We start from the raw sequence: 24,663 nt of genomic DNA, 5'->3' as shown, positions 1-24,663 counted from the left end.
GTCACCATTCGAGGTTATGCCATGTTACGCAAAATCACCGCCATTCCCCGTAAGTTATTCCCTATAGTACTGTGTTGTCTCGCGCTGACAGGCTGTGGCGGCAGTGACAACGAGTCGACCGGTGGCAACGATACGGTGACCAGTTGCTCAGTGACCGACCAAAACCGCTATTTTCTGGATTATATGCGTGAAAATTATTTTTGGTACGAAGATATTCCAAGCTCGGTGGACCCCGATAGTTATGCTTCTGTAAATGACTTATTGGCCGCAATTCGCAGTGATGAAGACCGCTTTAGCTATATTCTTACGGAACAAGAATATCAGCAACGCTTTGTTAACGCGCAGTATATTGGTTTCGGCTTCTCGACACGCATCAACGGCAATCGGGTCTTCATCAACTATGTGTTCAATGACTCGCCCGCAGCAACCGCGGGACTGCAACGTGCCGACGAAATCGTCGCCATCGACGGTGTTCCCGTTGCAACGCTCATCGCCAATAACAGTTACAATCAGGCGCTGGGGTCGGCCGACGTCGGCGTTACAGCCGAATTTACCTGGCAACGCCCTGATGGCCAGCAATTCAACGCCGTCATTAGTAAAGTCGAGGTCGAAACCAATACTGTATTGGCTGTTGAGCGGTTTCAAGTAGCAGAACGTGAGGTTGGCTATTATGTTTTAAATAGCTTTATCGACCGCACCGGTGCCGACTTGAATGAAGCTTATGATGCCCTTGTGGGGGTTGACGAGCTAGTGATTGATCTACGCTATAACGGCGGCGGATTGATTCGATACGCAAACCAAGCAGCCACTCAAGCTGCGGGCAATAATGTGATCGGTCAGCCGTTTGTGTCCCTAGTGTTCAACGATAAAAATAGCGAAAACAATTACACGTCCGTGTTTGAACTCATTGAGGGGGTACAGCAATTAGACTTAAATCGTGTGTTTGTGCTCACGACAGGGTCGAGCTGTTCATCTTCTGAGCTTATTATTAACGGCCTAAGCCCCTTTGTGGAAGTGGTGGTTGTGGGACAAACAACTTGTGGCAAACCCGTAGGACAATCACCCGACCCGTTCTGCGATAAGCGTAGTTTCGTGATTAACTTTGAAACGGTGAATGCCGCGGGTGAAGGCCGCTACTTCGACGGTATCGAGCCGCACTGCACCGCAATGGATACACTCGTTGCAGACTGGGGAGCTGCGGGCGACCCACTGCTCGATGAAGCAAAGGTTTACATCAGTTCCGGCAGTTGCACCACAGCGGGCGCCACAGCTTTGCACACACGCACAAGATTAACCAAGCAAGGCCACCCGTTGTTACAGCAATGGGCGAGCGAACATTAGTTTGAGGTAGACGTTAATAAGCTCGGCAACAAACTCACTCCTTCATCGGTACAAAGCCAGCGAGCTTTTATGCCATAAGCCTGGGCGAGGTTTTCATCACTGAGAACCTCGGCGGGTGTGCCTTGGGCTAATAACTCGGCCTGGTTTAGCAACAGTAACCGGTCGCAAAAACGTGCAGCTAACCCTAAGTCGTGTAGCGCAATCGTTACCAGTTTACCTTGTGTTGCTTGGGCTTTAAGCACCTCCATGACCTGTAACTGGTAATAGAGATCGAGGCTGGCGGTCGGCTCATCGCAAATCAGCCACGGCTGGTTACCTAATAAAGCTCTGGCCAGATGAACGCGTCGTTGCTCTCCACCTGACAATTGTGTCACCGGGCGCCCCATTAACGGTTCGAGTTGCATACTGTCGACCACGCGCGCAAGTTCGCTGGCGGGCTGTTTTATTTTCAAATTAACCAAGCCCGCTTGCAGAAAGTGCGTTACTGAAACATCTGTCTCAACGAGCGGGTTTTGTGGTAGATAACCATGCAGTTGGCGCCGTTCTAGCATAGGTGTTTGCAATAAATTATCGCCTTGGTACCAAACCGTACCGGAGTCAGCCGGTACCACGCCACAAAGTAACTGTAAAAGCGTTGACTTACCTGCTCCATTTGCACCGATAACCCCTACCAACTGGCCGTTATTCGCTGAAAAGCTTACCTCGCGTAATCGTGTCGAGTGACTTAACTGACGGACATCTAGCGTGGTCATCGCGTTTGCCTCATAAGTAAGATAACTAACCAGGGAGCGCCAATAAAGGCAGCTACAACGCCTAGTTGCAGCTCGACTGTGGTCGGTATCAACTTCACCACGGCGTCGATCAATAGCAACAGAGCACCACCACCGAGCCCACTCAACAGCATCAATTGGGGCGGTCGATGTTCACCTAGCAAGCGCGCTAAATGGGGGGCCAATAAGCCAATAAAACTAATGACGCCAGCAGTCACCACAGAGGCGGAAACCAGTAGTGTCACCCCTGCTAGCACCCACCACAGCGACCAATTTTGGCGAAAGCCAAGACTCGCCAAGGTTTGCGGATCAAAAATATGCGCCCGAATAAAGTGACGCTGCCAATACAGTAATGCGAAGGCCACAGCCATGCTTGGTAGCAACAGGTACACCTGCTCCCAGCCGCGGTTGGCAACTGAACCAAGCAGCCATAGACTCCACTCTAAATAAGCGAAAGGATTCGGTGCCAGATTAAGCACTAAAGAGAGCAGCGCTCCGCTAAACGATGCCACTGCGACACCTGCTAAAATTAACCGTAAACCGCTTGTATGTCTGCCAGCAATGAGCCATAACGCCGCTAAACTAACGAGCCCGCCAAACATACCTATAAGCGGCAGCGCACCGCTAATAGGTAGACTCAAGCCCGAATAGAGCACCACCACAATGGCTAACGCACTGCCGCCAGCGACACCGGTAATTCCAGGCTCTGCCAATGGGTTCCGAAATATCACTTGTAAAACCGCTCCGGCGACACCTAGGGCAATACCATTGAGCATTGCCAAGACAGCACGTGGTAGGCGAATATCAAACAAGATAACGGCTGCAGCATCCCCTAGATGCTGATAGCCCCAACCACTACTACCCATAAAAGTATGAATAACTAGCAGCAGTAAAGTGCTGAAGATTAATAGCACGCTATGGCGCAGCATTGCCGTGCTCCCTCGCTAAATGACTTTGTAGTTGCTGCAGGTAATCAAGCGCTCGTACCGTAGAACACCCCGCAAGCTTGGCGTTAATTTCAATCACTCGACGGTCGGTTAACCACCCTTGCAGGCCGTCATGCCAGAGCCAATCATGGGCACGCGCGTAACGCGTCGAAAAGCCTTCTAAAATAACCGTGTCGGGCTGACTTTGTAACACCTGCTCAAGGTTCAATCGGACCAGATCTTGTGATCCTGCGAGGGGCGACAAGCTTACGCTCTGCTGAGTTAACAATTGGTGAACCCAACTTTGTTCACCCCAGGTATAACCATTGGGCATTAACACCAAGGTTTCACCTAGCCCCTGTAGCTCAAGCTGCGCCATTTGTTGCTCTTGGCTCAACAGCCAGCGCCGCGCCTGGGGCGCTTGGCCAAGCGTTTGGCCTAGCGTATTCACCGCCTCGCGCCATTGTTGCCAATGCGTCACGTAGGGTAACGTTGAGACGGCTGTACGTTCTGTTAACGCCAGCCGCAGTTGCCGCCCAACAAAACTCCCCGCCAGCACCCGTGTTGGCCGAAGCGCAATAATCTGTTCTAGCCTGTCGCCATGTGCCGTCGACGGCACAATATGCCATGGCTGGCCAACCCACTGCGGTAGCCAGTTGTCAAAACACGGGTTGATGCTCACCAGCCGCTGGGCTTGCGAAGCCTGTGCGGATGGCCCCAGTAACAACAGAATCAGCCATAGAAAGCGCACGCTAAATTGCCTCTAGCGCCTGCTGTAAATTTTTTACAGCGGTCACCTGCATACCTTCAATCGGGTCTTTAGGTCTATTCCCAGCGGCGACAATGGCCCGAGTAAAGCCATGTTTCGCGGCTTCATTTAAACGAGCTTGACCGTTTTGTACCGGGCGTATTTCACCGGCTAAGCCGACTTCGCCGAACACGATTAAGTCGCGCGGCAGAGGCTGTTCTTTAAAACTTGAAACGATGGCAAGCAACAAGGCTAAGTCAGCCCCTGTCTCAGTGACGCGAACCCCGCCGACCACGTTAACGAAAACATCTTGGTCGGACATGTGTAAACCACCATGACGATGCAATACAGCGAGTAGCATCGCCAAACGTGTTGCTTCGGTACCCACAGCAACACGCCGCGGACTCGCCAGTTGACTGGCGTCGACGAGCGCTTGTAGCTCGACCAACAAAGGACGCGTCCCTTCCCAAATCACCATCACCACAGAGCCGTTACCATGCTCTTCGCCGCGTTGTAAGAAGATTGCCGAGGGGTTGCTAACCTCTTTCAAACCCTGACCGGTCATTGCGAACACGCCAAGCTCATTGGCGGGTCCAAAGCGGTTTTTGTTGCCGCGCAAAGTGCGAAAGCGAGAATCAGCCGTACCTTCTAGTAAAATCGATGCATCGATACAGTGCTCAAGCACTTTAGGGCCGGCCAGTGCACCATCTTTCGTCACATGACCTACCATGATGATAGCGACCCCTTTTTGCTTGGCATAACGGGTTAAATAAGCAGCCGACTCTCTCACTTGTGACACACTGCCCGGAGCTGACTGTATGTCTGCCAAGTGCATCACCTGAATCGAGTCGATCACCATTACTTTGGGTTGCTCTTTGTTCGCTAAATCACAAATCGTTTCCACCGACGTCTCGGCCAGCATGCGAAGCTTATCAGTTGGCAAACCAAGCCTTTGCGCACGCAGCGCGACTTGCTGCAACGACTCCTCACCGGTTACGTAAAGCGTTTTCATTTGCCCGGCAAGTTGGCACATTGTCTGCAGTAACAAGGTACTTTTACCAGCGCCAGGTGAGCCACCAATGAGTATCGCTGAACCGGGCACAATACCGCCGCCAAGCACTCGATCGAACTCCTTGTACGTACTACTAAAGCGCGGCAAATCTTGTAAGTCGACCTCGGCCAAGGTTTGCACTTGCGCCTGTGTTGAACCGGCAAAGCCTCTTCGTTCGACACTGACGGTTTTTGCGCTGGCGAGACGAACTTCAGTTAACGAGTTCCAAGCCTTACATTCGGTACACTGTCCCAGCCAGCGTACAAAGTCAGCACCACATTCATTACATACATACGCAGTTTTTGCTTTTGCCATTTTAGCTCTTCTCGTTGTTGTTGATGGCGTCTAAGCGCTTTGCTAGCTGCATCAAGTCTGGTTCATCAATACACCAATCGGCCTGTTCGCGCAGCATCGGTTTGGCGCAGTAGGCGACCCCAAGTTCGGCAGCAGCTAGCATCAGCTGGTCATTGGCGCCATCCCCTACAGCAATGGTATTACTCAATGGAATCGACCAGCGTGTTGCCAGCTCGCATAAATAATCCGCCTTGGCTTGGGCATCCACTATGGGGCCGCTTAACTCACCGCTTAACTCACCGTTTAACTGGGAACCCTGCCAATGCAATTGATTGGCTCTATGCGCATCTAATTGTAAAGCGTCAGCGACGCGCTCACTAAACCATGTGAAACCGCCTGACACTAAAGCTGTGCGCCAGCCGTGCTGCTTAAACCATTGAATCAGTTGGCGCGCCCCCACCGCTAGAGGTAAAGGTTCAAACAGCTGCTGCATCTCAGTTGCAGACACGCCGTTTAACACCTTTACCCGCTCGCGCAAGCTTGCCGCGAAATCAAGTTCACCACGCATGGCGGCCTCGGTAATCGCGCTCACCTGCTGTTTTTTGCCTCGTAATGCCGCCAGTTCATCAATACATTCGATGGTGATTAGCGTCGAGTCCATATCGAATATTACGATGCCAGGCGTATCTATCGTTACCATTAGTGTTGCTCTTGTAGGGTTGCACAGCGTATAGTTTTGTTATGACGACAGCGCAACATCTTATCAATATCACTAAACTTGTCTATCGCCGCGGCCGTAGACTGCTTGTGGCAGTGCTCCTGATCATCTTGATCGAAAACCTCTGGAGTACCATGCAGGAAACGAGTTTGGCTGAGTTACAGTCACATAGCCAGCAACTTATTGAGTTAACTGCAGCACAGGCAGCTAACGAGGCCCGCTATTGGCTGATAGAAAATGACGTTGCTAAACTGCAGACGTTGGTTGATAACTTAGCCCAGCATCCACTTATTGATTACAGCGCCATTTATGACAACTACGGTCGTGCCTTAGTAAGTGCTGAGCCACCTTCCGCCCGCGCCGAAAAAGTGTTTGTTTTGGTTGAAGAGGTTCGCGAAGAAGAGCTCATTCATGGCTATTTGCACATTGCCATCAATCAGCCAATGCTGCTTGCAGAACCCATTTCTGTGCACGAATATCTAAGTTACTACGGACAATTTTTACTTGTTTTCGCTATTTTAGCGGGCGTGCTAATGACTTTAACGTTTAACAAGTGGCGCTATCGACGCTGGCGAGCGCCTGAATAGCGGTTTGGCTATTACGCCAAAGTTGCTCGGTAACCTGTGCAGCACTCTCGCTACGCAACGCTATTAACGCACTCAGCACCTCGGCAATTTGTGCCGGTTCATTACGCTTTCCCTGAAAGCCCTGCAGCGGCATATCCGGCGCGTCAGTTTCCAGCAACAAAGCACTTAACGGCACGGCTTGAATTGCCGCTCGCGTTTTCTTTGCCCGCGCATAGGTAATGGTTCCGCCTACCCCAAGCTTAAAGCCTTTATCAACCCAATCCTGTGCCTGTTCTGGGCTTCCACTAAAGGCATGTAGAATACCTTTAAACTGAGGCAATTCATCAAGGTAAGGCGCTAAAATACCGAGTAAATCGCTCTGCGACTTACGGTGATGAAGTATTACAGGGCGTTGATAGTTTTTCGCCAGCTTTACTTGTTGCTCAAATAGCTCGCACTGTTTATCCCATTGGTGACAGGTACGATCGAGGCCAATCTCACCGACCCAATAATTTGCATGAGTCTCAAGCTGCTGCTGTACCCAAGCTATATCGTCACTTTGATGCTCATCAATAAAATAGGGGTGCAGCCCCACCGCATAATAAAGTGCGACCTTACTTATTTTATCAGAACTAATCTTTGGTGTTTTTCGGCGGGTGCCAGGAACAAGAATCGCATGCACGCCCTTGGCATAGGCTCGTTTTACAACCTCTTCTCGGTCATCATCAAAACTCTCAAAATCAAGATGACAATGACTATCAAAGAGGTTGGTATTCATAACGGCCTCGGCAAGTTAGTGTTCCCGGGTGTGATGGAAATCAATGTCTGGATACCGCTCTGTGGCGAGGTTCAAATTAACCATGGTCGGCGCAATGTAAGTTAAGTTATCACCGCCATCAAGGGCCAAGTTAACTTCTGCCTTGCGGCGAAATTCATCAAGCTTCTGCTCACTATCTGACGATACCCAACGCGCTGTCGCCACGTTGATATTTTCATACACGGCATCGACGTTGTATTCAGATTTTAAGCGATGTACCACCACGTCAAACTGCAATACCCCGACGGCGCCGACAATCAGATCATTGTTCGCTAACGGGCGGAATACTTGCACCGCACCCTCTTCAGATAGCTGCACAAGGCCCTTTAACAGCTGCTTTTGCTTCAGTGGATCTTTAAGCCGAATACGACGGAACAATTCTGGGGCGAAGTTTGGTATGCCACTAAATTTAAATTTTTCGCCAGCGGTAAAAGTATCACCAATTTGAATGGTGCCATGATTATGCAAACCTATGATGTCGCCCGGGTAAGCTTCCTCAACATGCTCACGATCGCCAGCTAAGAACGTTAACGCATCCGCAATGCGCACACCTTTAGCTAAGCGTACTTGATGCATCTTCATGCCTTTTTGGTACTTGCCTGACACAATTCGCATGAAGGCAACGCGGTCGCGATGCTTGGGGTCCATGTTTGCTTGAATTTTAAACACGAAACCAGAGAACTCCTCGCGCGCGGCCACCACAGCTTCGCCGGTGTCCGTTTCGCGTGGTAGAGGCTTTGGTGCCCAATCAACAAGACCATCTAGCATGTGGTCAACGCCAAAGTTACCCAGCGCTGTACCGAAGTAGACCGGCGTTAATTCTCCCGCCAAAAACATCTCTAGATCAAATTCGTTCGAGGCGCCTTGTACCAACTCTATTTGCTCTCGTAATTCGTCAGCGTAGCCACCTAACTTAGCGTCGAGCTCTGGGTTATCGAGGCCTTTAACAACTTCGCGCTCTTGAATTCGATGGCCCTGGCCGGTTTTATACAGAATGACTTCATCGTTGAGCAGGTGGTAAACACCTTTAAAGTTTTTACCCGAACCAATAGGCCAAGTTATCGGCGCACACATGATATTGAGCACGCTTTCCACTTCATCAAGCAGTTCAAGCGGGTCGCGAATATCGCGGTCAAGTTTGTTCATGAAAGTAATGATTGGCGTATCCCGCAGGCGAGTTACTTCCATCAGTTTAATGGTTCGGTCTTCGACACCTTTAGCACCGTCAATCACCATTAAACACGAATCCACCGCGGTCAGGGTCCGGTAAGTATCTTCCGAAAAGTCTTCGTGCCCCGGAGTATCGAGTAAGTTAACTAACGCATCATGGTAGGGGAACTGCATCACCGAGGTCGTCACCGAGATGCCGCGCTCTTTTTCCATTTCCATCCAGTCCGACTTTGCATGCTGACCAGACTTTTTACCTTTTACAGTACCTGCTTTTTGCAAACGTTGCCCGTGCAAGAGCACTTTCTCAGTAATCGTTGTTTTACCCGCATCAGGGTGCGATATGATTGCGAAAGTTCTTCGCTTATTGATTTGATTAAGAAAATCGGCGTTTGCCATGTATTTAAATTCCCATGTGGTACAACGGTTTGTACACAATATAAGTTAACTCTACGCCCTGACTTTGAAACAGCCCGACAAGCGTTACAGCTAGAAAAACCATTATTAATAACTGTAAAAATGATTCCTCTATTCTAGCAAATTGACTAAACATTATAAATCGCGCAACCATTACTTCTTTTAGCTTTTTGTTTCGAGCAATAAGAGGGATTACCCCTATATATTTGCCACCTGAGCTCATGGCAGTCTGATATCGCCAACAAAAATAACTGATACAGGACTGCAACTATGATGACCAAAACAAAGCTTTCAAGTATTACACTCGCATTAGCATTCTCACTATCGTCAACAGTGGGTATAGCGAAAACCTTTGACCCAGACCTACGTTCAATCGTAAGTGCCGCCGATGATGCAACGTTACATCCCGTGATCGTTACCTTTGATCAGAGCGAAGCTCCCTCGGCAAGCCAAGTCGAATTTTTGGCACAGCTCGGGCTTAACGGCGTGGTGATGCAAGAATTACCTATGGCTGGTGTACTAGCAACTCGCGCTCAAATCGAAACCATTTATCAACGCGAAGATGTTCGCTCAGTTTGGCATAATGACCCGCTTTCGTTAGAAAACGGCGATGCCACGGCTATTACCGGCGTACAAAACCTTCGAGCCGATAAAGACCTACGTAACAATGGTATTCCCTTTTCCGGCCGCGGTATCGGCGTTGTCATCAATGACTCTGGTGTTGATGGGACACACGGTGACTTAATGTACCCGCAGCACGTGGTACAGAACGTATTAGCTCAGGTAAACCTGAACAGCCTCAGTGGTATGCTACCTATTACGTACCAGGAAAATGTAGCGAATACAGATATTCTGGGTGGCCATGGTACGCATGTTGCTGGCACCGTTGGTGGTAGCGGTAGTATGAGTAACGGAGAACACACCGGCGTGGCGCCAGGAGCTTCTTTAATTGGCTATGGCTCAGGTGCTGGTCTGTTTATTCTCGACACTTTAGGTGGCTTTGATTACGCCCTTCATAATCAATTTACCTATAACATTCGTGTGATTTCAAATTCGTTCGGTAACACCGGCGATGTAGGAACCGATTTTAACCCCGATGATCCGACCAACGTGGCCACCAAAAAGCTCGCTGACAATGGTGTGATCACTGTTTTCTCGGCAGGTAATTCAGGCCCAGGCGAATCGACCATCACCGGTAACTTTAAAAAAGCACCGTGGGTTATTACCGTTGCCGCAGGTGATAAAAGCGGCAAATTAGCGGATTTCAGTTCGCGTGGTGTCGATGGCAAGTCAGGCGAAGTTGAAGTGGACGGTGAAACCTATACCTGGGAAGACCGCCCGACAATCACGGCACCAGGAGTTGATATTATTTCTGCTCGCGCCTCACTGTCGAGCTTAGGTGGCTTGAGTGCACAACAAGACTCCGAGGAGATTCCGCCGGAACAACTAGCTTACTATACCATCTCCAGCGGTACCTCGATGGCTGCTCCTCATGTTTCAGGTGTCGTTGCCTTAATCTTAGAAGCCAACCCCAACCTACAATGGCAGGAAGTTAAGCAAATCATTCAAGACACCGCGACGGTCATGCCAGGTCGCGACTCTTGGGAAGCGGGTGCCGGTTATATTAATGCCCACGCAGCGGTCAAAGCGGCCCTCGAGAGCCCAACGCTGTTCGGTGATACGGTAAAACAAAACCGCACCTTCAACGCTAATGTTGAACTCACCGATGGCGATAGCTTTACCCGCACTGTTGAGTACTTCCCTGTTGGCGACACCGCAGCTGAAACCTTCACCGTTGACCAAGACGCTACTTTGGTGCTTGCCAGTGCGCAAATTGAGTCAGGCACGGCATTTGTTTTAGAGGATCCGAACGGCAATCGTTATGGCTCAGGAATTGGGCTACCGGTACTGGGTTCCTCGGTCGGTGTAACGGCGCCAGCCGTCGCTGGTACGTGGAAGGTCTACGCTCGTGGTATTGGCTCTGTTAGCGGCCTGTCATTAGACCCACTAGGTGTCACTAACGGTATTGGCTTACCTCTTCCAACCGAAGTTTCGATTCGCACGGTGAAATCTGCGGGTATTTCAGGCATCGATGATACCGCCGGTCACCCAGCGCGTGGCTTTATTGAGCTCGCTATCAACGAGCGGCTGATGGATGCGCGCAATGGCGGTTTCTCGCCTGATGCGGCGGCCACCAAAATCGAACTTGCCGACGCCTTAAGCCTAAGTGGCTTGTTGCGCCAAGCACAACAAGGTTCAGAGTCTCTCTACTTCGACACCCATGCGAGCCATGCAGCCTTTGCCAACGCAGCGACGGCGAATGACGGCGCACTACTAGGTGGAGCAGCAGCGACTGCACCGTTAATGTCGCCAAGCTCTGCACGTTGGTTTGGTGCCAATCAATCGGTCTCTCGCGTTGATGTCGCCTATGCACTCGTGCAAGCGCTAGGGTTACAGCAACAAGCCGCGGCCTTTGATCCTCAGCAACCGTTAACGGTAACTCGGTTCGACCAAGTGATTGAGATCGAAGATAGTCTTGCCATTCCGGCAACCAAGCGTGGTCATGTTCAACTGGCACTCAACATGGGTCTTGCGCAAGTTGAACTTGACGTCGTGCAAGGTCCTTTCGACCTGACACCTAAGTTTACCGCCTCGTTCGGTCCAGACCAAAGTGTCACCCGGGCTGAATTAGCTCGAGATCTGACGCAGTTGTTGCCGCGCATTGGTAACTAAGCAAGGAGCGCTGGTGGGTTAACTCACCAGCGCATTTAAGGTGAGTTCTATCATCAAAGAAAGATGCCTAGCAAGCTGGTACCGAATCTGCTAATACTCGTTTTTTAAATGCTGAGTCAAACACGGAAACCAGCTTGTTTTAGGTTACTTTTTTTCGTTTGCTTTCTTTAAGAAGTAAATCACGTAAAACGTGCAAATACCCATCAGTACCGCTAGTCCAGTAAATGAAAAAAAGATAACTGGATCAGAGATAAACTCTTTAAGCAATTGCATAGCCTGCCTCCTTAGAAGCTATAACGAAGACCGAACATGGCAACCGTAGGATCAATGTCAACAGCAATAGATTCTGCCGTCGCACCGTTGATACGAACATCCGCAACTGTATCAATCGCCATACGGCTAATCATTAGATTTAGTCCCCAGTTGTCACTCAGCTTAACGTTTACGCCCGCTTGTAAAGCAAAACCCCAGCTATTTGATAGTGCAAGTTCAACATCGTCATTTGCAGTAATTACTGCAAGGTCAGTCAAAACACTACCGAGTTCAGGGCTTACTTTTTCTTCAAAAAACGTGGTGTAGTTCACACCAAAACCGACAAATGGGTCAATAACATCGCTTTCTAAAGTAAAGTGATATTGCGCCAATAAAGTTGGTGGAAGCTGTTTGGTTTCGCCGACTTTTAGCCCCTCGATTGCACCCGTACCATGAATTTCATGCTTAAACGGGGTTGCTGCAATTAACTCCAAACTCCAGTTTGGCGTGAAGCTATAGTCAAAAGTAATACCCAATTGTGTATTGTTGTCGACGGTAACACCTGTGCTACCGCTAGTTAGGCCGGCTAAAGATTCAATTACCGGTAATGATGCGCTATCATCGTTCGGCATAACACCAATAGCACCGACATTCACGGAAAACTGATCTGCGGCAATAGCCATAGGGGAAATGAAGCCAGAAATTAACAAGCCACTTATAATCATTGAGGTTTTCATACAGCACTCCTTAGTTATTCCCCTACATTTTATGTGGTTATAGAGTTAAAACATTGATAGAGATCAAGCTTTACTCGGGGTATGTATAAAAAGTTACGCAATTTTCAACGCATGTGCTACGCAATCGAAATAATGCGAATATCCATAGGTTGAATGTGTCGCGACTGTTGATGGCAGCGACAGCTTGGGGGATAAGTAGAAATGATTTGGAACCCGAAAGGTTAACTCACCAGCGCATTTAAGGTGAGTTCTATCATCATCGAAAACCCTGCTTCGCGTTCTTTTGAATCAAGCTGGGTGTTCGTAACTAAATTATCGGAGACCGTAAGTACGGTCAGTGCTTGAGCTTTAAACCTCGCTGCAGCAGCGTAAAGTCCCGCGGCCTCCATTTCGACCGCTAGAATTCCAACCTCTTGTAACAAGGCTAATTGGTGGTCTGGTGCGCCATAGAAGTTGTCGGTCGAGAACACCTGGCCCACAGCCACTGGGATCTTCTTGTCATCAACGTGATTAAGTACTTTTTGCAGCAACCTAGGCGATGCCGCTGCGCTGTAGTCCATACCAGCGAAGCGTAGACGGTTCATGCTCGAGTCAGTGCTCGCACTGTGCGCCAGCACGATATCTTTAAGCTTTAACGCTGCTTGAATAGCACCACAACTGCCAACACGCACCAGTCGTTGCACACCGTAATGTTCCATCAGCTCAGTGCTGTACAGAACACAGGACGGCATCCCCATGCCGGTGCCCATTACGGACATCGGCTGCCCTTTATAACTGCCGGTATAACCCAGCATATTGCGAACGTCGTTCACACACACAGCATCATCAAAAAAGTTTTCTGCAATAAACTTCGCCCGCAAAGGGTCTCCGGGCAGCAAACAGGTCGCAGCGAAAGCGTCCTTGGGGGCGTTAATATGTGGCGTTGCCAATGTCGTGGTCCTTAAACTTAACTTAGAATTTCTTTGGGAGCATCGATGTGCCGTACTCCAAAGATTCTAACTCCAACAGCTCGGCAATGGTTTGACCTATATCAGCAAAGGTCTTGCGTTGTCCTAAAGCTGCCGCCGGCAAATTTTTACCGTACATTAAAACCGGCACAAATTCGCGCGTATGCTCGGTGCCGTGCCAAGTTGGATCACACCCATGGTCGGCACTCAAAATAAGTACGTCATCTTCAGCTAAGTTCGACATCAGCTCAGGTAATCGCTGATCAAACTGCTCGAGTGCTCGGGCGTAGCCCGCGACATCGCGACGGTGGCCGTACAGCGTGTCGAAATCGACTAGGTTGGTAAAAATGAGACTTCTATTTGGTGCTGTCGACAGTGCTTCTAATGTTTTATCAACGAGGGCCTCTAACCCGTCAGCTTTGTGCGACTCTGAAATGCCTTGGTGCGCAAAAATATCAGCGATCTTGCCAATGCTAACCACGGTTCCACCGGCAGCTTTTAACTCATCTAATACCGTTGCTGCAGGGGGTGGTACAGCGTAGTCACGGCGATTCGCAGTGCGTTCAAAACCGCTTGCCTTTGAACCGCGAAACGGTCGTGCAATGACCCGACCAATATTATAAGGCTCGAGCAGCTCGCGTACGCATTCACATAGTTGGTACAGACGCTGCAAGCCGAACGACTCTTCATGGCAAGCAATTTGAAATACCGAGTCCGCCGAGGTATAGACGATTGGCTTGCCGGTGTCACAGTGCTCTTGCCCCAGGCGTTCAATGATTTCGGTACCAGAGGCATGACAATTGCCAAGGTAACCGGGCAACGCCATTTGCGTGATCATTTGTTGCAATAATTCAGCCGGAAAAGAGTTTTCTTTATCAAGGAAGTATCCCCAATCGAACGTCACCGGAACTCCGGCCATTTCCCAATGCCCTGACGGTGTGTCTTTGCCCGACGACAACTCTTGCGCCCAGCCGTAACGCCCAATGCAATTTGGCTCCGCCGAAAAACCAGCGGGATAGCGCCCCGTTGCACCGCGACTTACCTCTGCTAAGCCAAGCTTCACGAGGTTGGGTAGCTTTAATGGGCCACTACGACCCTGCTCGGCTTTGCCCGCCGCGCAGTACTCAGCAATATGACCAAAGGTATCGGCGCCGACGTCACCAAATTTATCTGCGTCATCTGCCGCACCGACACCAAACGAATCTAATACCACTACAACTGCACGTGCCATCTCATTATCCTCCGATGCGTTTATGAACCGCGGTAGGAATCTTGGTTGGTTCCGAGCTTAACTTAAAGGCTGAGCGAACTGTTGCGGCCGCAGCCTGCCAACTTTCTTGGTCGGCAGCATACACCGTTGCCAATGGCGTTTGCTCATCAACGGGTGTTGCCAAACCAATCACGTTATCTAGGCCAACACTATAGTCGAGTGTGTCTTCACTACGACGACGGCCACCACCAAGGGCGACCACCGACATGCCAACTTGGCGGGTATCAATATGTTCAACAAATTGGCCCTGTTCAAGCTGTTCTGCCGAAGCAAATACCGGAGCAGCAACGGATGCCAAGGGTAAATGCGACTGATAGTTTTCAAGGATATCTTTAGGTCCTTCTAACGCCGCTACCATTTGACCAAATTTCTCGGCCGCGCTACCGTTCGCCAGCACTTGCTCTACCTTTTCACGGGCCGCTTCAACACTATCAGCCAGGCGGCCAAGCACCAACATTTCTGCCGCCAATGCAACCGTGACCTGATGCAGTTGTGGGGCGCGCGCGTCACCACGTAAATAACGAATAGCTTCGCGAACTTCTACCGCGTTGCCCGCGGAATAGGCCAACACTTGATTCATATCTGTAATTAGCGCGCTGGTTGCTAAACCTGCCCCTTGCGACACTTGTACCAAACTATTGGCGAGTTCTTCGGCAGCCGCAACATTAGGCATGATCGCGCCATTTCCCGCTTTAACATCAAGCACCAAACCATCGAGCCCTGCAGCAAGTTTTTTCGATAGAATCGATGCGGTGATCAGTGGAATAGATTCAACCGTTGCGGTTACGTCTCGGGTCGCATAGAAGCGTTTATCTGCCGGTGCTAGACTTCCAGTTTGACCTATAATCGCAACCCCAACATCTTGCACGACTTGGCGAAACTGATGATCGCTGGGCAGTGCCTGATAATTCGGAATGCTGCTCATTTTATCTAAAGTGCCGCCGGTGTGTCCGAGGCCACGACCAGAGATCATCGGCACATAACCACCGCAGGCCGCAATAATAGGACCAAGCATTAAACTTACAACATCGCCGACACCACCGGTTGAATGCTTATCCAAGATAGGTCCATCAAGGTTAAGATCAGCCCAGTGCAACACTTGACCGGAGTCGCGCATGGCTTCCGTTAGATAGACCCGTTCTTGCATGGTCATACCGTTAAAGAAAACTGCCATAGCCAGCGCCGAAATTTGACTCTCTGAAATGGAATGGTCGGTGATACCTTGAACAAAAAACGCTATTTCCGCTTCCAGCAGTGCTTCGCCATCACGTTTTTTTCGGATAATTTCTTGTGGCAATAACATTAATAGCTCGTCCCTGATTGATTCATTGATGATTCTCCTGCCAGCGTCTGCTGTAAGTTGGTCAATAACCCACTGGCACCAAAGCGAAACGTTGTTGCGGATAAATAGTCTCGCCCTAAAATGGATTCTGCAAGTTGTAAGTAGGCTTGTGCGTCGGTCGCCGTTCTCACGCCACCTGCCGCTTTAAATCCGCAACGTCCACCGGTTTCTTTAATCGCGCTCAGCATTTCTTTGGCAGCCCCCAGTGTCGCATTCACAGGCACCTTACCGGTGGATGTTTTGATGAAGTCAGCCCCGGCGTCAATCGCCAGCAAGCTAGCGTCGCGAATGAGCTTCGGTTGCTCAAGCACCCCCGTTTCCAAAATAACCTTTAACCCTTTGGCGTCACCCACAATGCCTTTACAATTTGTAATCAGTTCTTTAGCCAGTTGCCGATCGCCCTGTAAAAAAGCACGGTAAGGCATCACTACGTCAACCTCATCTGCCCCAGCACTGATCGCACGTTGGGTTTCTTCCAAGGCACGTTCGATATCGTCATAGCCAGCAGGGAAATTGGTTACCGTGGCCACTTTCATCGTGGCAAGACCACGCTGCGAACATTGATATTTCGCCCACGCAACATGTTCCGGGTAAACACATAAAGCTGCAGGCTGACCGTAGTCAGTTTTTGCGGTCGTACAAAGCTCGGAGATTTTTGCAGGGGTATCATCAAGGTTCAGCGAGGTTAAGTCCATCAGCTGAATGCCGAGTTTCGCGGCGGTTGTTATATCTATCATAGGGTCTTTTTCCGATAGGCTTCAACATCGAACTCAAAGGCGTCGGGGAGTAGTTCACCGACACGCCAGTGTCGAGCTGCCCCCTCACTGGTGGATGACACTACGGCATCGGCAGGCAGGAACTCAGCGAGTACTTGTCGGCATGCTCCGCACGGGGCGTACGTTTGATCACTTGGGGTATACACCACCACCGTGGCCATGTCAGCAGCCGAGTAGCCCTGCGCAATAGCGCTAAAAATAGCTGTGCGTTCGGCGCAGTTTGATAAACCGTAAGACACATTCTCGACGTTACAGCCAGTAATGACATCGCCGTTATGCATACGAATTGCCGCACCTACTTTAAAGTTACTATAGGGGGCATGGGCCTTTTCACTCGCTAGCTTCGCGTGTTGGCGAAGGTGTTCAATGTTGTCGGTTTGTTTACTCATACTATAGTATTCTTAGCTTATGGGAGGTTAGCTTACTCTTTTAAAAACTTGAATCCAAGTGAGCCTCGGTATTAACCGTATTTCGTTGAGCTATGTTAATATTATCGCTCGAGGTAGTATTAGAATTACCACAGATCGTGTTGTGATTAGAAAAATAGGAACTTTGAATGTCAACGCATAGCATTGCCGAAATGGAACAAGATGAAGCGAAAAGTGCCGCAGTGTTTTTACGTTCGATTGCGAATGAGCATCGGCTTCAGATCCTTTGCCATCTTGCCAATGGCGAACAAAGCGTGGGCAAGTTAAATCGTCATTTCCCGCTCAGTGCGTCGGCTTTTTCACAGCATTTGGCCGTTTTGCGGCAGCAAGGGTTGGTAAAATTTCGTAAAGAAGCACAAACCATTTATTATTCAATTCAAGATCAAGATACCCTGCAATTTATGCAGTTACTTAAGAACAAGTTCTGTCCTGACTTTTAGCCGCTAAGGTTTGCCAGACCACCGCATAATAACTGCGTCTTCGCGCTCAGCCCCTCGCGCATAATAGCCCCGGCGGCGCCCTACTTCGGCAAAGCCATTCAGTTGATACAGCTTCAGCGCGCGTTCGTTTGAAGCGCGCACTTCAAGCCACAGAGTTGCATTTTCAGTGCTTGCAGTAGCCTGTAAATGTTCCAGCAAGTGGCGGCCAATACCCGCGCCTTGCGCTTCAGGCATAACAGCAATATTCATCAGTGTTATTTCATCAAGTACCCGCTGAATAATATAAAATGCCAACAGCTTTTGTTGCTGATCAAGCCAACCATAAACCTCATAGCCGTCACCAAAACAGTCTTGCAGCAGAGCCTCACTCCAAGGTCCCGCATGACTCGAGGTTTCAATACGATAAAGCTCGGTGTGATAGGAATGCAGTAGCTTAATCATTCGACATGCAAAGGCGCGACCACAATGCGCGTTTAGCTTCAGCGCTGGGATGCTCTTTAAAAATGTCATCAAGATCAAGTTGCATCATGGTGCTTGTTGCTTCGGCAGCTACGGTGGCAGACACTTCGGTCGGTCGTGCGGGTTGCTCGGGGGCTAAGCTGCGCAAAATATCTTGTTGCCAAGGGCTTAACGGCTCTGGTAAAGGTGTGCTTGATACCAACAACCAACTTTCGAGCTTATAATAAAACGCAGCGTCCGACGCTGAGCTTGAGGCCGTATCTGTGAGTTCACTAGAAGTCTGCCACATGGGTAATTCCAGCGCTGCCATGGCATGGCGCTGAGACTCATTCCAAAGCTGAGAGCCATCATTAGCAGTCGATGGTTTAGATGATTCAGTCATGAAAAGCAGCTTAGCTAATTTTGCGGAAACTTGGAAGTGGCAGGGGTGGAGGGATTCGAACCCCCAACCGTCGGTTTTGGAGACCGCTGTTCTACCAATTGGAACTACACCCCTGCAACGTAGACCCCGAATTATACTGGCAGCTTGCAGGGTGGCAAGTCTTTTATAGAGCTTTAACGTTTACTTGCCGCTTTTTTCACCGATTTATCTTGTTTGCTTTGATATACTCAAGATAACACTCAGTTTTATCGCTGCTAACAGGTAGGGAAGAAAGGATGACGTTAAGCCGATTGACATGGCTGCTACTGCTAATCGTCTGTGTTCCAGTTTGGCAACCGCTGGCAGCGCAACAGCCGCAAGCGCAAACAACGCGGCTAAATGTCGTCATTGAGGGCGTCGAGGGCGAGCTTGCCGCAAATGTGCGCAGTTATTTAGAACTGCTGCAGTACAATGGTAAACCAGCACCTGCTTCTTTCCGTCTTAGGTTCTTAGCGCGCCGTGGCGACAACTCAATTGCTCAGGCCCTAGAGCCATTTGGCTACTACCATAGCAAAGTCAGTCATAGCATCGACACCAACGACCAACAGATTACGGTACGCTACGAAATTGAGCCCGGCCCACTTACCACTATTGCTAGCATCGACCTTGATCTCACTGGCGCAGCGCAGCAAGACCCTACTTTTAAGCGTTTGCGAGGACAACTGCCGATTAATGAAGGGCAGCCACTTCGCCATAGCAACTATGAACGTAGCAAAAGTATGTTGCGCAGCTTAGCTGCCGAGCGAGGTTACTATGACGCCAGCTTTAACAAACAAGAAGTAAACGTTGAGTTGGGCGACAAAACCGCGTCTATCGTGCTGCATTTTGATAGTGGGCAAAGGTATAAATTTGGTGATATTTCAATTTGCTGTAATCATCTAGATAGTGATTTCCTGGCTCGCTATTTTCACTTTGAGAAAGGCGAAGAGTTCCATACCCGCGACTTACTTGATTTGCAGGTTGCCCTAGCCAGCACCGATTACTTTGAGAGTGTCGAAGTGGCACCGCTGTGGAGCCAAGCAGAACAGCAAAGCGTACCAATTTCCGTACGTGTGACGGCCAATGAGCGCGATTACTATCAAATTGGGCCAGGTTATGGAACCGACACAGGCGCACGGCTCACACTAGGCTTTGATCGGCGCTGGGTGAACGATCGAGGGCATAAACTTAGCAGTATTGTGCGTCTATCAGAAGTTCAAAATACCGGCTTCGTTGACTATATCATTCCTGGCAAGAACCCTTCTCGAGATCAATACAGCATAACTGGTGAAATTCTTGATCGCACTTATGAGGATATCGACTCAACACTCTATCGGACCAGTCTGCGCGACTCCCGACATTACGATTCATGGCAACGCACCTATCAATTAGCCTATCAACGAGAAGACTATCAATTTGGCTCCGCACCAAAGCAAGGTTCGGGCTTTTTCGTGCCGAGCGCCGAATTCAGTTTGGTCTCGTCCGAGCTTGATAATGACAACCGTAATTTAATTGATAACGGCTACCGCGTGAGCGCACGCATTCAGGCGGCCAGTGATGCGGTGTTATCGGACACTAGTTTTGTCTCGCTTACCTTAAGCGGTAAAACGGTTTACTCTCTGACTCAGAAATGGCGCTTTCTTGCACGCGCAGAAGTAGGGGCTATAAGTGCCGGCGATTTTTCCCAACTACCTCCTTCATTACGTTTTTTTGCCGGCGGTGATCACAGTGTGCGCGGTTACGCCTATCAACAACTAGGACCAGAAAATGCCGAGGGCGTCGTGACAGGTGGGCGTTACTTGGCTATCACCAGTGCCGAATTCGATTATTTGGTGGCGCCGCAGTGGCGTGTAGCGATTTTCTCAGATTTTGGTAATACCGGAATGGAGTGGTCAATGCCGTTGAAGAAAACCATCGGCATAGGTGCTCGATGGCTATCGCCGATCGGTCCTGTTCGACTCGATGTCGCTCAAGCGATTGACGAACCCGATAAGCCTTGGCGTCTTCATTTAACCATAGGGCCCGATTTATGAAGTGGTTAAAAGGACTAGCAATAACTATTGTTGCCTTATTTGTGATTGTGCCTTTACTAGTACTCGCACTAGTGGGCACTACCACAGGCTCTAAGTGGACCCTAGATGTCGCCCTGAACTGGGCATTAGACGCTAATAGCACAGAGGTTCGGTACGACACCTTAAGCGGACGGTTGATCGACAATCTCGAATTAACTGGTGTTGTGGTCGATAGTGAAGGGCTAGAAGTGGCCATTAAGCAAGCGGAAATTCGTTGGCGTCCGTTCGATCTATTCAATAACGAACTGACCGTTGACCGTCTTTCACTACAGCAGGTTCAGATCACGCGCAAGGCAGCACCTAGCACAGATCCAGATAGTTCCATCGAGCTCCCTCACCTCGAGTTACCTATTGGCGTTTACGTTAAGCAATTGAGTATTTCGGAGGTGTGGCTTGCTGCGTCAACCGAAGCATCACCACAGAGAATAGTTTCAACTTTTCAAACCACAATCGATTGGCGTGCGATGCAACTTCAGATCGAAAATTTTAGGGTGACTCGCGAACAGTCACTGCTGCATGGGTCTGGACAGATCACGACGACCGATAATTACGCAATTGAGCTCCAAGCTGATTACCAATTAGCGGTCGATTACCATGCGGTCAATGCGCGTCGTATTGATGGCAATTTAACTATCGGCGGTGAGCTTTCAGGTCGCCCACTGCAAGTGACTAGTGAGTTCACCACGGCGCAAACGCCTACCCAGCGCTTAACGGCCACGGTTACTGCACCGTTAGCCCAATTACAATGGCGCGCCGAATTGGATCTTGAACGCTTACCGCTCACGTTATTTAGTGGGCTTATTGAACAGAACGTACCGCAACTGCAAAGCTTGGTGAATGAGTCCACGAAACTGTCGGCCGAGGTGAGTGTCACTTCAGAACAAGCGGTTATTTCTAAGCTGGAATTAAGTGGTATAGGCGCCAAGCAAGGCATCCTGCAACTTAATGGTAAATGGCGCCACCGCAATTTCGCAACCGACTACGCATCAAGCCCTTTTGACCTGACAGCTAGTTATCGTGATTTAGACCTAACACAACTCGCACAACGGGCAGAAACTGAAACCTTAGAATTGGTCGAAGGCGTCATCGACCTTGAAGGAACCCCCGACGCTTACCAATTTGAAATGATAAATCAGCTGCTTTACGCAAACACCGAGACCGATAGGGAACGTCGCGCCGAACTCGTGACAAACGGCACGGGCAACCTTAATAAGGTGTCTTTATCTACCTTAAAAGCCAACTCAGAAGAGCTAACATTCACTGCGACAGCCGAACTCGCATGGTCACCTAAGCTTGAATTACGACTTGATATTAAAGACGGTACTGCAGTCGTCGAAACAGACGCTCAACGCACCGACATTGAGTTAGCTGGCGGGCTGTTTTTTACTGAAAATGTACTAACCGCCGATGGCTTAACCTTAGCTATTGGTGAATCACGCCTGCAATTGAATGGCTCTACAGCTGGCGACCAACGTGTTACTGGCGAACTTCGTCTTGGCGCACTCGAAGAGCTGCCATTGCTACCTGCAGCTGTTACGGAGCTGGAAAGTTTAACGCTTAACTTCTCACTTGACGCCAATGAACAGCTTAATCTGCTCAAGCTAAATGTCGAAACCTTAGCGGTAACGACCGAGAGTATCGGCAGTTGGTCGACGTCAGAAATGAGTCAGTTCGAATTCGCCAAACAAAGCTATGGTTGGCAACTCACGAACACTGATCTTTGCCTTCACCATGATGGCGATCGACTTGGGGCCATTTGCCAACGACTTGAAGCGGATGCAGACAAGGTGTCCATGTCTATCACCGGCAAACAGCTTTCATTGTGGTTACTTAACCGCTTACGCAAGCAAGATGTCGCACAACGTATCGCTGGCACCGTTGATGTGGAGGCCCACGCCAAGCTCGATCGACAAAGTTTTAAGTTGGTAGCTATTAATGCGCAAGTGTCCAGTGACGACACGACGTTCTTTGCCCTTGACCAAGACATGAAGACACAACTCGAGCAATGGCAACTTATCGCAAAGGGTGACCCTAATCAAATCTATGCCACCCTTGATGGGACACTTACCGACGGGCAAGGTGGACTGATCGGTGAAGTAAAAGTCAGCGATTTGTATGGTGCGCAAGATATCCAAGGCGAATTGATCTTTCAACTCGACGATCTGGCAATGCTAGATTGGGTTTTACCAGGCCTTCGCTATGAGGGTGGTCGAGCGACCGCATCTTTGCAATTACAGGGCACCATGGCCGCACCGACATTAGAAGGTGACATGGAGGTCTATGCCGAAACCGTTGGTTTCGCACAAACAAACCTAGTTTTCAATGAGGTGCGCCTTGCTCTAATTGATGCCCCTGACACTCAAGGTGAACTGCAAATAGAAGGCCAAGCGCGGTCGGGCGACCAGGGTTGGTTGCTATTAGAGGGCTTAGCAATTCCCCTCGAACAGGAAGCTTTCTTAGCGATTGAAGGACAAAATTTCAGAGCGCTACAGATGCCGATAGCAACTGTCGATGTGAGCCCGAATATTCGTATCCACCTAAAAGATCAGCTCATTGATATTGCGGGTACCGTTGACGTTCCTTATGCCCAAATCACCGCACCTGAGTTTGAAAATGCGGTCGCACGTTCACCAGACGTGGTGGTGACTAAAAACGGTGAGGCCGTTGCTGGCAGCAGCAACACCTTAGGCGGGCTTAAGGTACAGGCGGCCGTACGAGTGAATCTCAGTGATAATGTAAGTGTCAACGCCTATGGCTTTGAAGGCAAGCTTGCCGGTAGCCTCGAAGTCGTTGAGCAACCACGACGCCCCTTAACAGGCGTTGGTAGCATCAATGTCACCGAGGGTTTATACACTATCTACGGCCAGGAACTGGCCATCGACCGCGGCGCTTTCATTTATAATGGCGGCGATATTAGCAACCCGGGACTGAACCTACGGGTCAAACGCGAGATCAACAACACCACAGCGGCACGTAATGTCAGTGTTGGCGCACAAGTTGGAGGAACCTTAACCGAACCAAGTTTCAACCTCTTCTCGACACCTGCGATGCCCGATTCGGAAGTACTGTCATATTTGTTACTCGGTCGAAGCATGCAGTCAGCCGCAAGCACAGGTTCTGGCGATCTCCAACTTCAAGCGTTATTAATGTTGGGGGCGAAAGGGACAGAAGCTATCGGTGAGTCATTACAAGATACCTTTGGCTTCGATGAATTCGGTATCGACTCAAACTCAGCAACCCGCGAAACTTCGTTTTATATCGGTAAATATTTGTCACCTAAGCTCTACGTAAAATACGGTATCGGCCTGCTCGATAGTACCAATACGTTCTTAGTCCGGTATCAACTGACAGAGCGTCTATTAATTGAAACGATGACCAGCACCAAGTCCCAAGGCGGGGATATATTTTATACGTTTGAAAAGGAGTAAGGGCCGAGGACGAAGAGCGTTGGTCGTACGCTGTAGAGCGAAGAGCGTTGGTCGTACGCTGCGCTGTTCGTTGTTCGTACGCGCTTCGCGCTGCTCGCAAAGACGAAAAGCGCTGTTTGATGTTAGCTGTTTGATGTTCGTTAGGGCCAAACACGAAAGCGATGTTCGATGTTTGATGTTCGATGTTCGTTAGGGACAAAGACGAAGAGCGATGTTCGATGTTTGATGTTGGATGTTCGTTAGGGCAAAAGATTAAGAGCGATGTTTGTTTTATCTTTTTCAAACAGCGAACAGCGAACATCGCTCGTGTCTTTGCGTTTTTTCAAACGACGAACAGTGAGGCGCGAGCCGAACGTACGAACAACGAACAACGAACAACGAACAGCGCAGCGTACGACCAACGAACAGTGAGGCGCAGCCGAACGCACGACCAACGCTCTTTTGTTTCCACAAAAAAAAAGCCCTCAGCGTTAGCTGAGGGCCTCTTCTAAATTAAAGCCTGGCGGTGTCCTACTCTCACATGGGGAAGCCCCACACTACCATCGGCGCTGAAGCGTTTCACTA

21 protein-coding genes and 1 tRNA gene are annotated in these 24,663 nt (G+C 49.7%); 6 read left to right on the top strand and 16 right to left on the bottom strand.

Annotated features, from left to right (window positions below; genetic code table 11):
- The first annotated feature begins 21 nt into the window (after window positions 1–21).
- The gene (locus PSI9734_RS11720; protein ID WP_173921315.1) at window positions 22–1,341 is read left to right on the top strand and encodes a S41 family peptidase; all 1,320 of its coding nucleotides are present in this window, start codon (window positions 22–24) and stop codon (window positions 1,339–1,341) included.
- Here the strand turns inward: PSI9734_RS11720 and PSI9734_RS11715 are convergent.
- The 5 genes from PSI9734_RS11715 to serB are packed head-to-tail and all read right to left on the bottom strand — an operon-like array spanning window position 1,338 to window position 5,830.
- A complete protein-coding gene (locus PSI9734_RS11715; RefSeq protein WP_173921314.1) occupies window positions 1,338–2,093 on the bottom strand; it encodes an ABC transporter ATP-binding protein in 756 nt (251 codons plus the stop codon). The two genes, PSI9734_RS11720 and PSI9734_RS11715, sit on opposite strands and share 4 nt — an antisense overlap.
- Window positions 2,090–3,040 carry a FecCD family ABC transporter permease gene (locus PSI9734_RS11710; RefSeq protein WP_173921313.1) on the bottom strand — a complete coding sequence of 317 codons (951 nt, stop codon included), beginning with the start codon at window positions 3,038–3,040 and terminating at the stop codon, window positions 2,090–2,092. Before PSI9734_RS11710 ends, PSI9734_RS11715 begins: the two co-directional genes overlap by 4 nt.
- On the bottom strand, window positions 3,027–3,788 hold the full coding sequence (locus tag PSI9734_RS11705) for an ABC transporter substrate-binding protein (RefSeq protein ID WP_173921312.1): 762 nt from the start codon (window positions 3,786–3,788) through the stop codon (window positions 3,027–3,029). Before PSI9734_RS11705 ends, PSI9734_RS11710 begins: the two co-directional genes overlap by 14 nt.
- 1 nt (window position 3,789) lies before the next feature.
- Window positions 3,790–5,151 carry a DNA repair protein RadA gene (gene radA, locus PSI9734_RS11700; RefSeq protein ID WP_173921311.1) on the bottom strand — a complete coding sequence of 454 codons (1,362 nt, stop codon included), beginning with the start codon at window positions 5,149–5,151 and terminating at the stop codon, window positions 3,790–3,792.
- 1 nt (window position 5,152) lies between these two features.
- On the bottom strand, window positions 5,153–5,830 hold the full coding sequence (serB, locus tag PSI9734_RS11695) for a phosphoserine phosphatase SerB (protein ID WP_173921310.1): 678 nt from the start codon (window positions 5,828–5,830) through the stop codon (window positions 5,153–5,155).
- Window positions 5,831–5,871: 41 nt separating this feature from the next.
- On the opposite strand from serB, the gene PSI9734_RS11690 reads away from it, so the two are divergent.
- Complete coding sequence (locus tag PSI9734_RS11690; protein ID WP_173921309.1) at window positions 5,872–6,435, top strand: hypothetical protein; 564 nt, start codon at window positions 5,872–5,874, stop codon at window positions 6,433–6,435.
- On the opposite strand, the gene PSI9734_RS11685 is transcribed toward PSI9734_RS11690, so the two are convergent.
- Both PSI9734_RS11685 and prfC read right to left on the bottom strand, forming a co-directional pair.
- Window positions 6,395–7,192 carry a TatD family hydrolase gene (locus PSI9734_RS11685; RefSeq protein WP_173921308.1) on the bottom strand — a complete coding sequence of 266 codons (798 nt, stop codon included), beginning with the start codon at window positions 7,190–7,192 and terminating at the stop codon, window positions 6,395–6,397. The two genes, PSI9734_RS11690 and PSI9734_RS11685, sit on opposite strands and share 41 nt — an antisense overlap.
- A 15-nt stretch (window positions 7,193–7,207) precedes the next feature.
- A complete protein-coding gene (gene prfC, locus PSI9734_RS11680; RefSeq protein ID WP_173921307.1) occupies window positions 7,208–8,797 on the bottom strand; it encodes a peptide chain release factor 3 in 1,590 nt (529 codons plus the stop codon).
- Between the two features lie 288 nt (window positions 8,798–9,085).
- Between prfC and PSI9734_RS11675 the strand changes: the two genes are divergently transcribed.
- Complete coding sequence (locus tag PSI9734_RS11675; RefSeq protein ID WP_246194953.1) at window positions 9,086–11,548, top strand: S8 family serine peptidase; 2,463 nt, start codon at window positions 9,086–9,088, stop codon at window positions 11,546–11,548.
- A gap of 284 nt (window positions 11,549–11,832) precedes the next feature.
- Here the strand turns inward: PSI9734_RS11675 and PSI9734_RS11670 are convergent, their stop codons facing one another.
- From PSI9734_RS11670 to PSI9734_RS11645, 6 genes are all read right to left on the bottom strand, one after another.
- Window positions 11,833–12,537: an OmpW/AlkL family protein gene (locus PSI9734_RS11670; protein ID WP_173921306.1), complete on the bottom strand. Its 705-nt coding sequence runs from the start codon at window positions 12,535–12,537 to the stop codon at window positions 11,833–11,835.
- A 221-nt stretch (window positions 12,538–12,758) separates the two neighbouring features.
- Window positions 12,759–13,466 carry a purine-nucleoside phosphorylase gene (deoD, locus tag PSI9734_RS11665; protein WP_173921305.1) on the bottom strand — a complete coding sequence of 236 codons (708 nt, stop codon included), beginning with the start codon at window positions 13,464–13,466 and terminating at the stop codon, window positions 12,759–12,761.
- Window positions 13,467–13,488: 22 nt separating this feature from the next.
- A complete protein-coding gene (locus PSI9734_RS11660) occupies window positions 13,489–14,715 on the bottom strand; it encodes a phosphopentomutase (protein WP_173921304.1) in 1,227 nt (408 codons plus the stop codon).
- A 4-nt stretch (window positions 14,716–14,719) separates the two neighbouring features.
- Window positions 14,720–16,057, bottom strand: a complete 1,338-nt coding sequence (gene deoA / locus PSI9734_RS11655) for a thymidine phosphorylase (protein WP_173921303.1) — start codon at window positions 16,055–16,057, stop codon at window positions 14,720–14,722.
- Entirely contained in the window at window positions 16,057–16,833 is a 777-nt protein-coding gene (gene deoC, locus PSI9734_RS11650) for a deoxyribose-phosphate aldolase (RefSeq protein WP_217420789.1), read from the bottom strand. The genes deoA and deoC overlap by 1 nt, the downstream gene beginning before the upstream one ends.
- Window positions 16,830–17,261 (bottom strand): cytidine deaminase, encoded by a 432-nt coding sequence (locus PSI9734_RS11645; RefSeq protein WP_173921302.1) that lies wholly within the window; start codon window positions 17,259–17,261, stop codon window positions 16,830–16,832. Before PSI9734_RS11645 ends, deoC begins: the two co-directional genes overlap by 4 nt.
- Window positions 17,262–17,428: 167 nt before the next feature.
- Here PSI9734_RS11645 and PSI9734_RS11640 point away from each other — a divergent pair, with 167 nt between their 5' ends.
- Entirely contained in the window at window positions 17,429–17,740 is a 312-nt protein-coding gene (locus tag PSI9734_RS11640) for an ArsR/SmtB family transcription factor (protein ID WP_173921301.1), read from the top strand.
- A 3-nt stretch (window positions 17,741–17,743) separates the two neighbouring features.
- Here PSI9734_RS11640 and rimI read toward each other — a convergent pair whose 3' ends face one another.
- The 3 genes from rimI to PSI9734_RS11625 all read right to left on the bottom strand — a co-directional run bounded on the left by rimI (window position 17,744) and on the right by PSI9734_RS11625 (window position 18,695).
- Window positions 17,744–18,181, bottom strand: a complete 438-nt coding sequence (rimI, locus tag PSI9734_RS11635; RefSeq protein ID WP_173921300.1) for a ribosomal protein S18-alanine N-acetyltransferase — start codon at window positions 18,179–18,181, stop codon at window positions 17,744–17,746.
- Complete coding sequence (locus PSI9734_RS11630; RefSeq protein WP_173921299.1) at window positions 18,174–18,581, bottom strand: hypothetical protein; 408 nt, start codon at window positions 18,579–18,581, stop codon at window positions 18,174–18,176. Before PSI9734_RS11630 ends, rimI begins: the two co-directional genes overlap by 8 nt.
- Window positions 18,582–18,618: 37 nt before the next feature.
- Window positions 18,619–18,695 (bottom strand) — tRNA-Trp (locus PSI9734_RS11625).
- 161 nt (window positions 18,696–18,856) lie between these two features.
- Between PSI9734_RS11625 and PSI9734_RS11620 the strand changes: the two genes are divergently transcribed.
- Both PSI9734_RS11620 and PSI9734_RS11615 read left to right on the top strand, forming a co-directional pair.
- On the top strand, window positions 18,857–20,632 hold the full coding sequence (locus PSI9734_RS11620) for an autotransporter assembly complex protein TamA (RefSeq protein WP_173921298.1): 1,776 nt from the start codon (window positions 18,857–18,859) through the stop codon (window positions 20,630–20,632).
- Window positions 20,629–24,099, top strand: a complete 3,471-nt coding sequence (locus tag PSI9734_RS11615) for a translocation/assembly module TamB domain-containing protein (protein WP_173921297.1) — start codon at window positions 20,629–20,631, stop codon at window positions 24,097–24,099. The genes PSI9734_RS11620 and PSI9734_RS11615 overlap by 4 nt, the downstream gene beginning before the upstream one ends.
- The last annotated feature ends 564 nt before the right edge of the window (window positions 24,100–24,663 follow it).

The organism is Pseudidiomarina piscicola (genome assembly GCF_902806985.1).
In the GTDB taxonomy this organism is placed as follows: domain Bacteria; phylum Pseudomonadota; class Gammaproteobacteria; order Enterobacterales; family Alteromonadaceae; genus Pseudidiomarina; species Pseudidiomarina piscicola.
Note: the sequence above shows the minus strand (reverse complement) of the source record. Positions and strands in the feature narration are given on the sequence as shown.

Bases quoted from the DNA above. Each gene is read 5' to 3' on its own strand.
- PSI9734_RS11715 (WP_173921314.1), bottom strand. From the start codon at position 2,093: ATGACCACGCTAGATGTCCGTCAGTTAAGTCACTCGACACGATTACGC.
- deoC (WP_217420789.1), bottom strand. From the start codon at position 16,833: ATGATAGATATAACAACCGCCGCGAAACTCGGCATTCAGCTGATGGAC.
- prfC (WP_173921307.1), bottom strand. From the start codon at position 8,797: ATGGCAAACGCCGATTTTCTTAATCAAATCAATAAGCGAAGAACTTTC.
- PSI9734_RS11670 (WP_173921306.1), bottom strand. From the start codon at position 12,537: ATGAAAACCTCAATGATTATAAGTGGCTTGTTAATTTCTGGCTTCATT.
- PSI9734_RS11720 (WP_173921315.1), top strand. From the start codon at position 22: ATGTTACGCAAAATCACCGCCATTCCCCGTAAGTTATTCCCTATAGTA.
- radA (WP_173921311.1), bottom strand. From the start codon at position 5,151: ATGGCAAAAGCAAAAACTGCGTATGTATGTAATGAATGTGGTGCTGAC.
- PSI9734_RS11660 (WP_173921304.1), bottom strand. From the start codon at position 14,715: ATGGCACGTGCAGTTGTAGTGGTATTAGATTCGTTTGGTGTCGGTGCG.
- serB (WP_173921310.1), bottom strand. From the start codon at position 5,830: ATGGTAACGATAGATACGCCTGGCATCGTAATATTCGATATGGACTCG.
- PSI9734_RS11630 (WP_173921299.1), bottom strand. From the start codon at position 18,581: ATGACTGAATCATCTAAACCATCGACTGCTAATGATGGCTCTCAGCTT.
- PSI9734_RS11645 (WP_173921302.1), bottom strand. From the start codon at position 17,261: ATGAGTAAACAAACCGACAACATTGAACACCTTCGCCAACACGCGAAG.
- PSI9734_RS11615 (WP_173921297.1), top strand. From the start codon at position 20,629: ATGAAGTGGTTAAAAGGACTAGCAATAACTATTGTTGCCTTATTTGTG.
- rimI (WP_173921300.1), bottom strand. From the start codon at position 18,181: ATGATTAAGCTACTGCATTCCTATCACACCGAGCTTTATCGTATTGAA.
- PSI9734_RS11710 (WP_173921313.1), bottom strand. From the start codon at position 3,040: ATGCTGCGCCATAGCGTGCTATTAATCTTCAGCACTTTACTGCTGCTA.
- PSI9734_RS11675 (WP_246194953.1), top strand. From the start codon at position 9,086: ATGATGACCAAAACAAAGCTTTCAAGTATTACACTCGCATTAGCATTC.
- PSI9734_RS11685 (WP_173921308.1), bottom strand. From the start codon at position 7,192: ATGAATACCAACCTCTTTGATAGTCATTGTCATCTTGATTTTGAGAGT.
- PSI9734_RS11620 (WP_173921298.1), top strand. From the start codon at position 18,857: ATGACGTTAAGCCGATTGACATGGCTGCTACTGCTAATCGTCTGTGTT.
- deoA (WP_173921303.1), bottom strand. From the start codon at position 16,057: ATGTTATTGCCACAAGAAATTATCCGAAAAAAACGTGATGGCGAAGCA.
- PSI9734_RS11640 (WP_173921301.1), top strand. From the start codon at position 17,429: ATGTCAACGCATAGCATTGCCGAAATGGAACAAGATGAAGCGAAAAGT.
- PSI9734_RS11690 (WP_173921309.1), top strand. From the start codon at position 5,872: ATGACGACAGCGCAACATCTTATCAATATCACTAAACTTGTCTATCGC.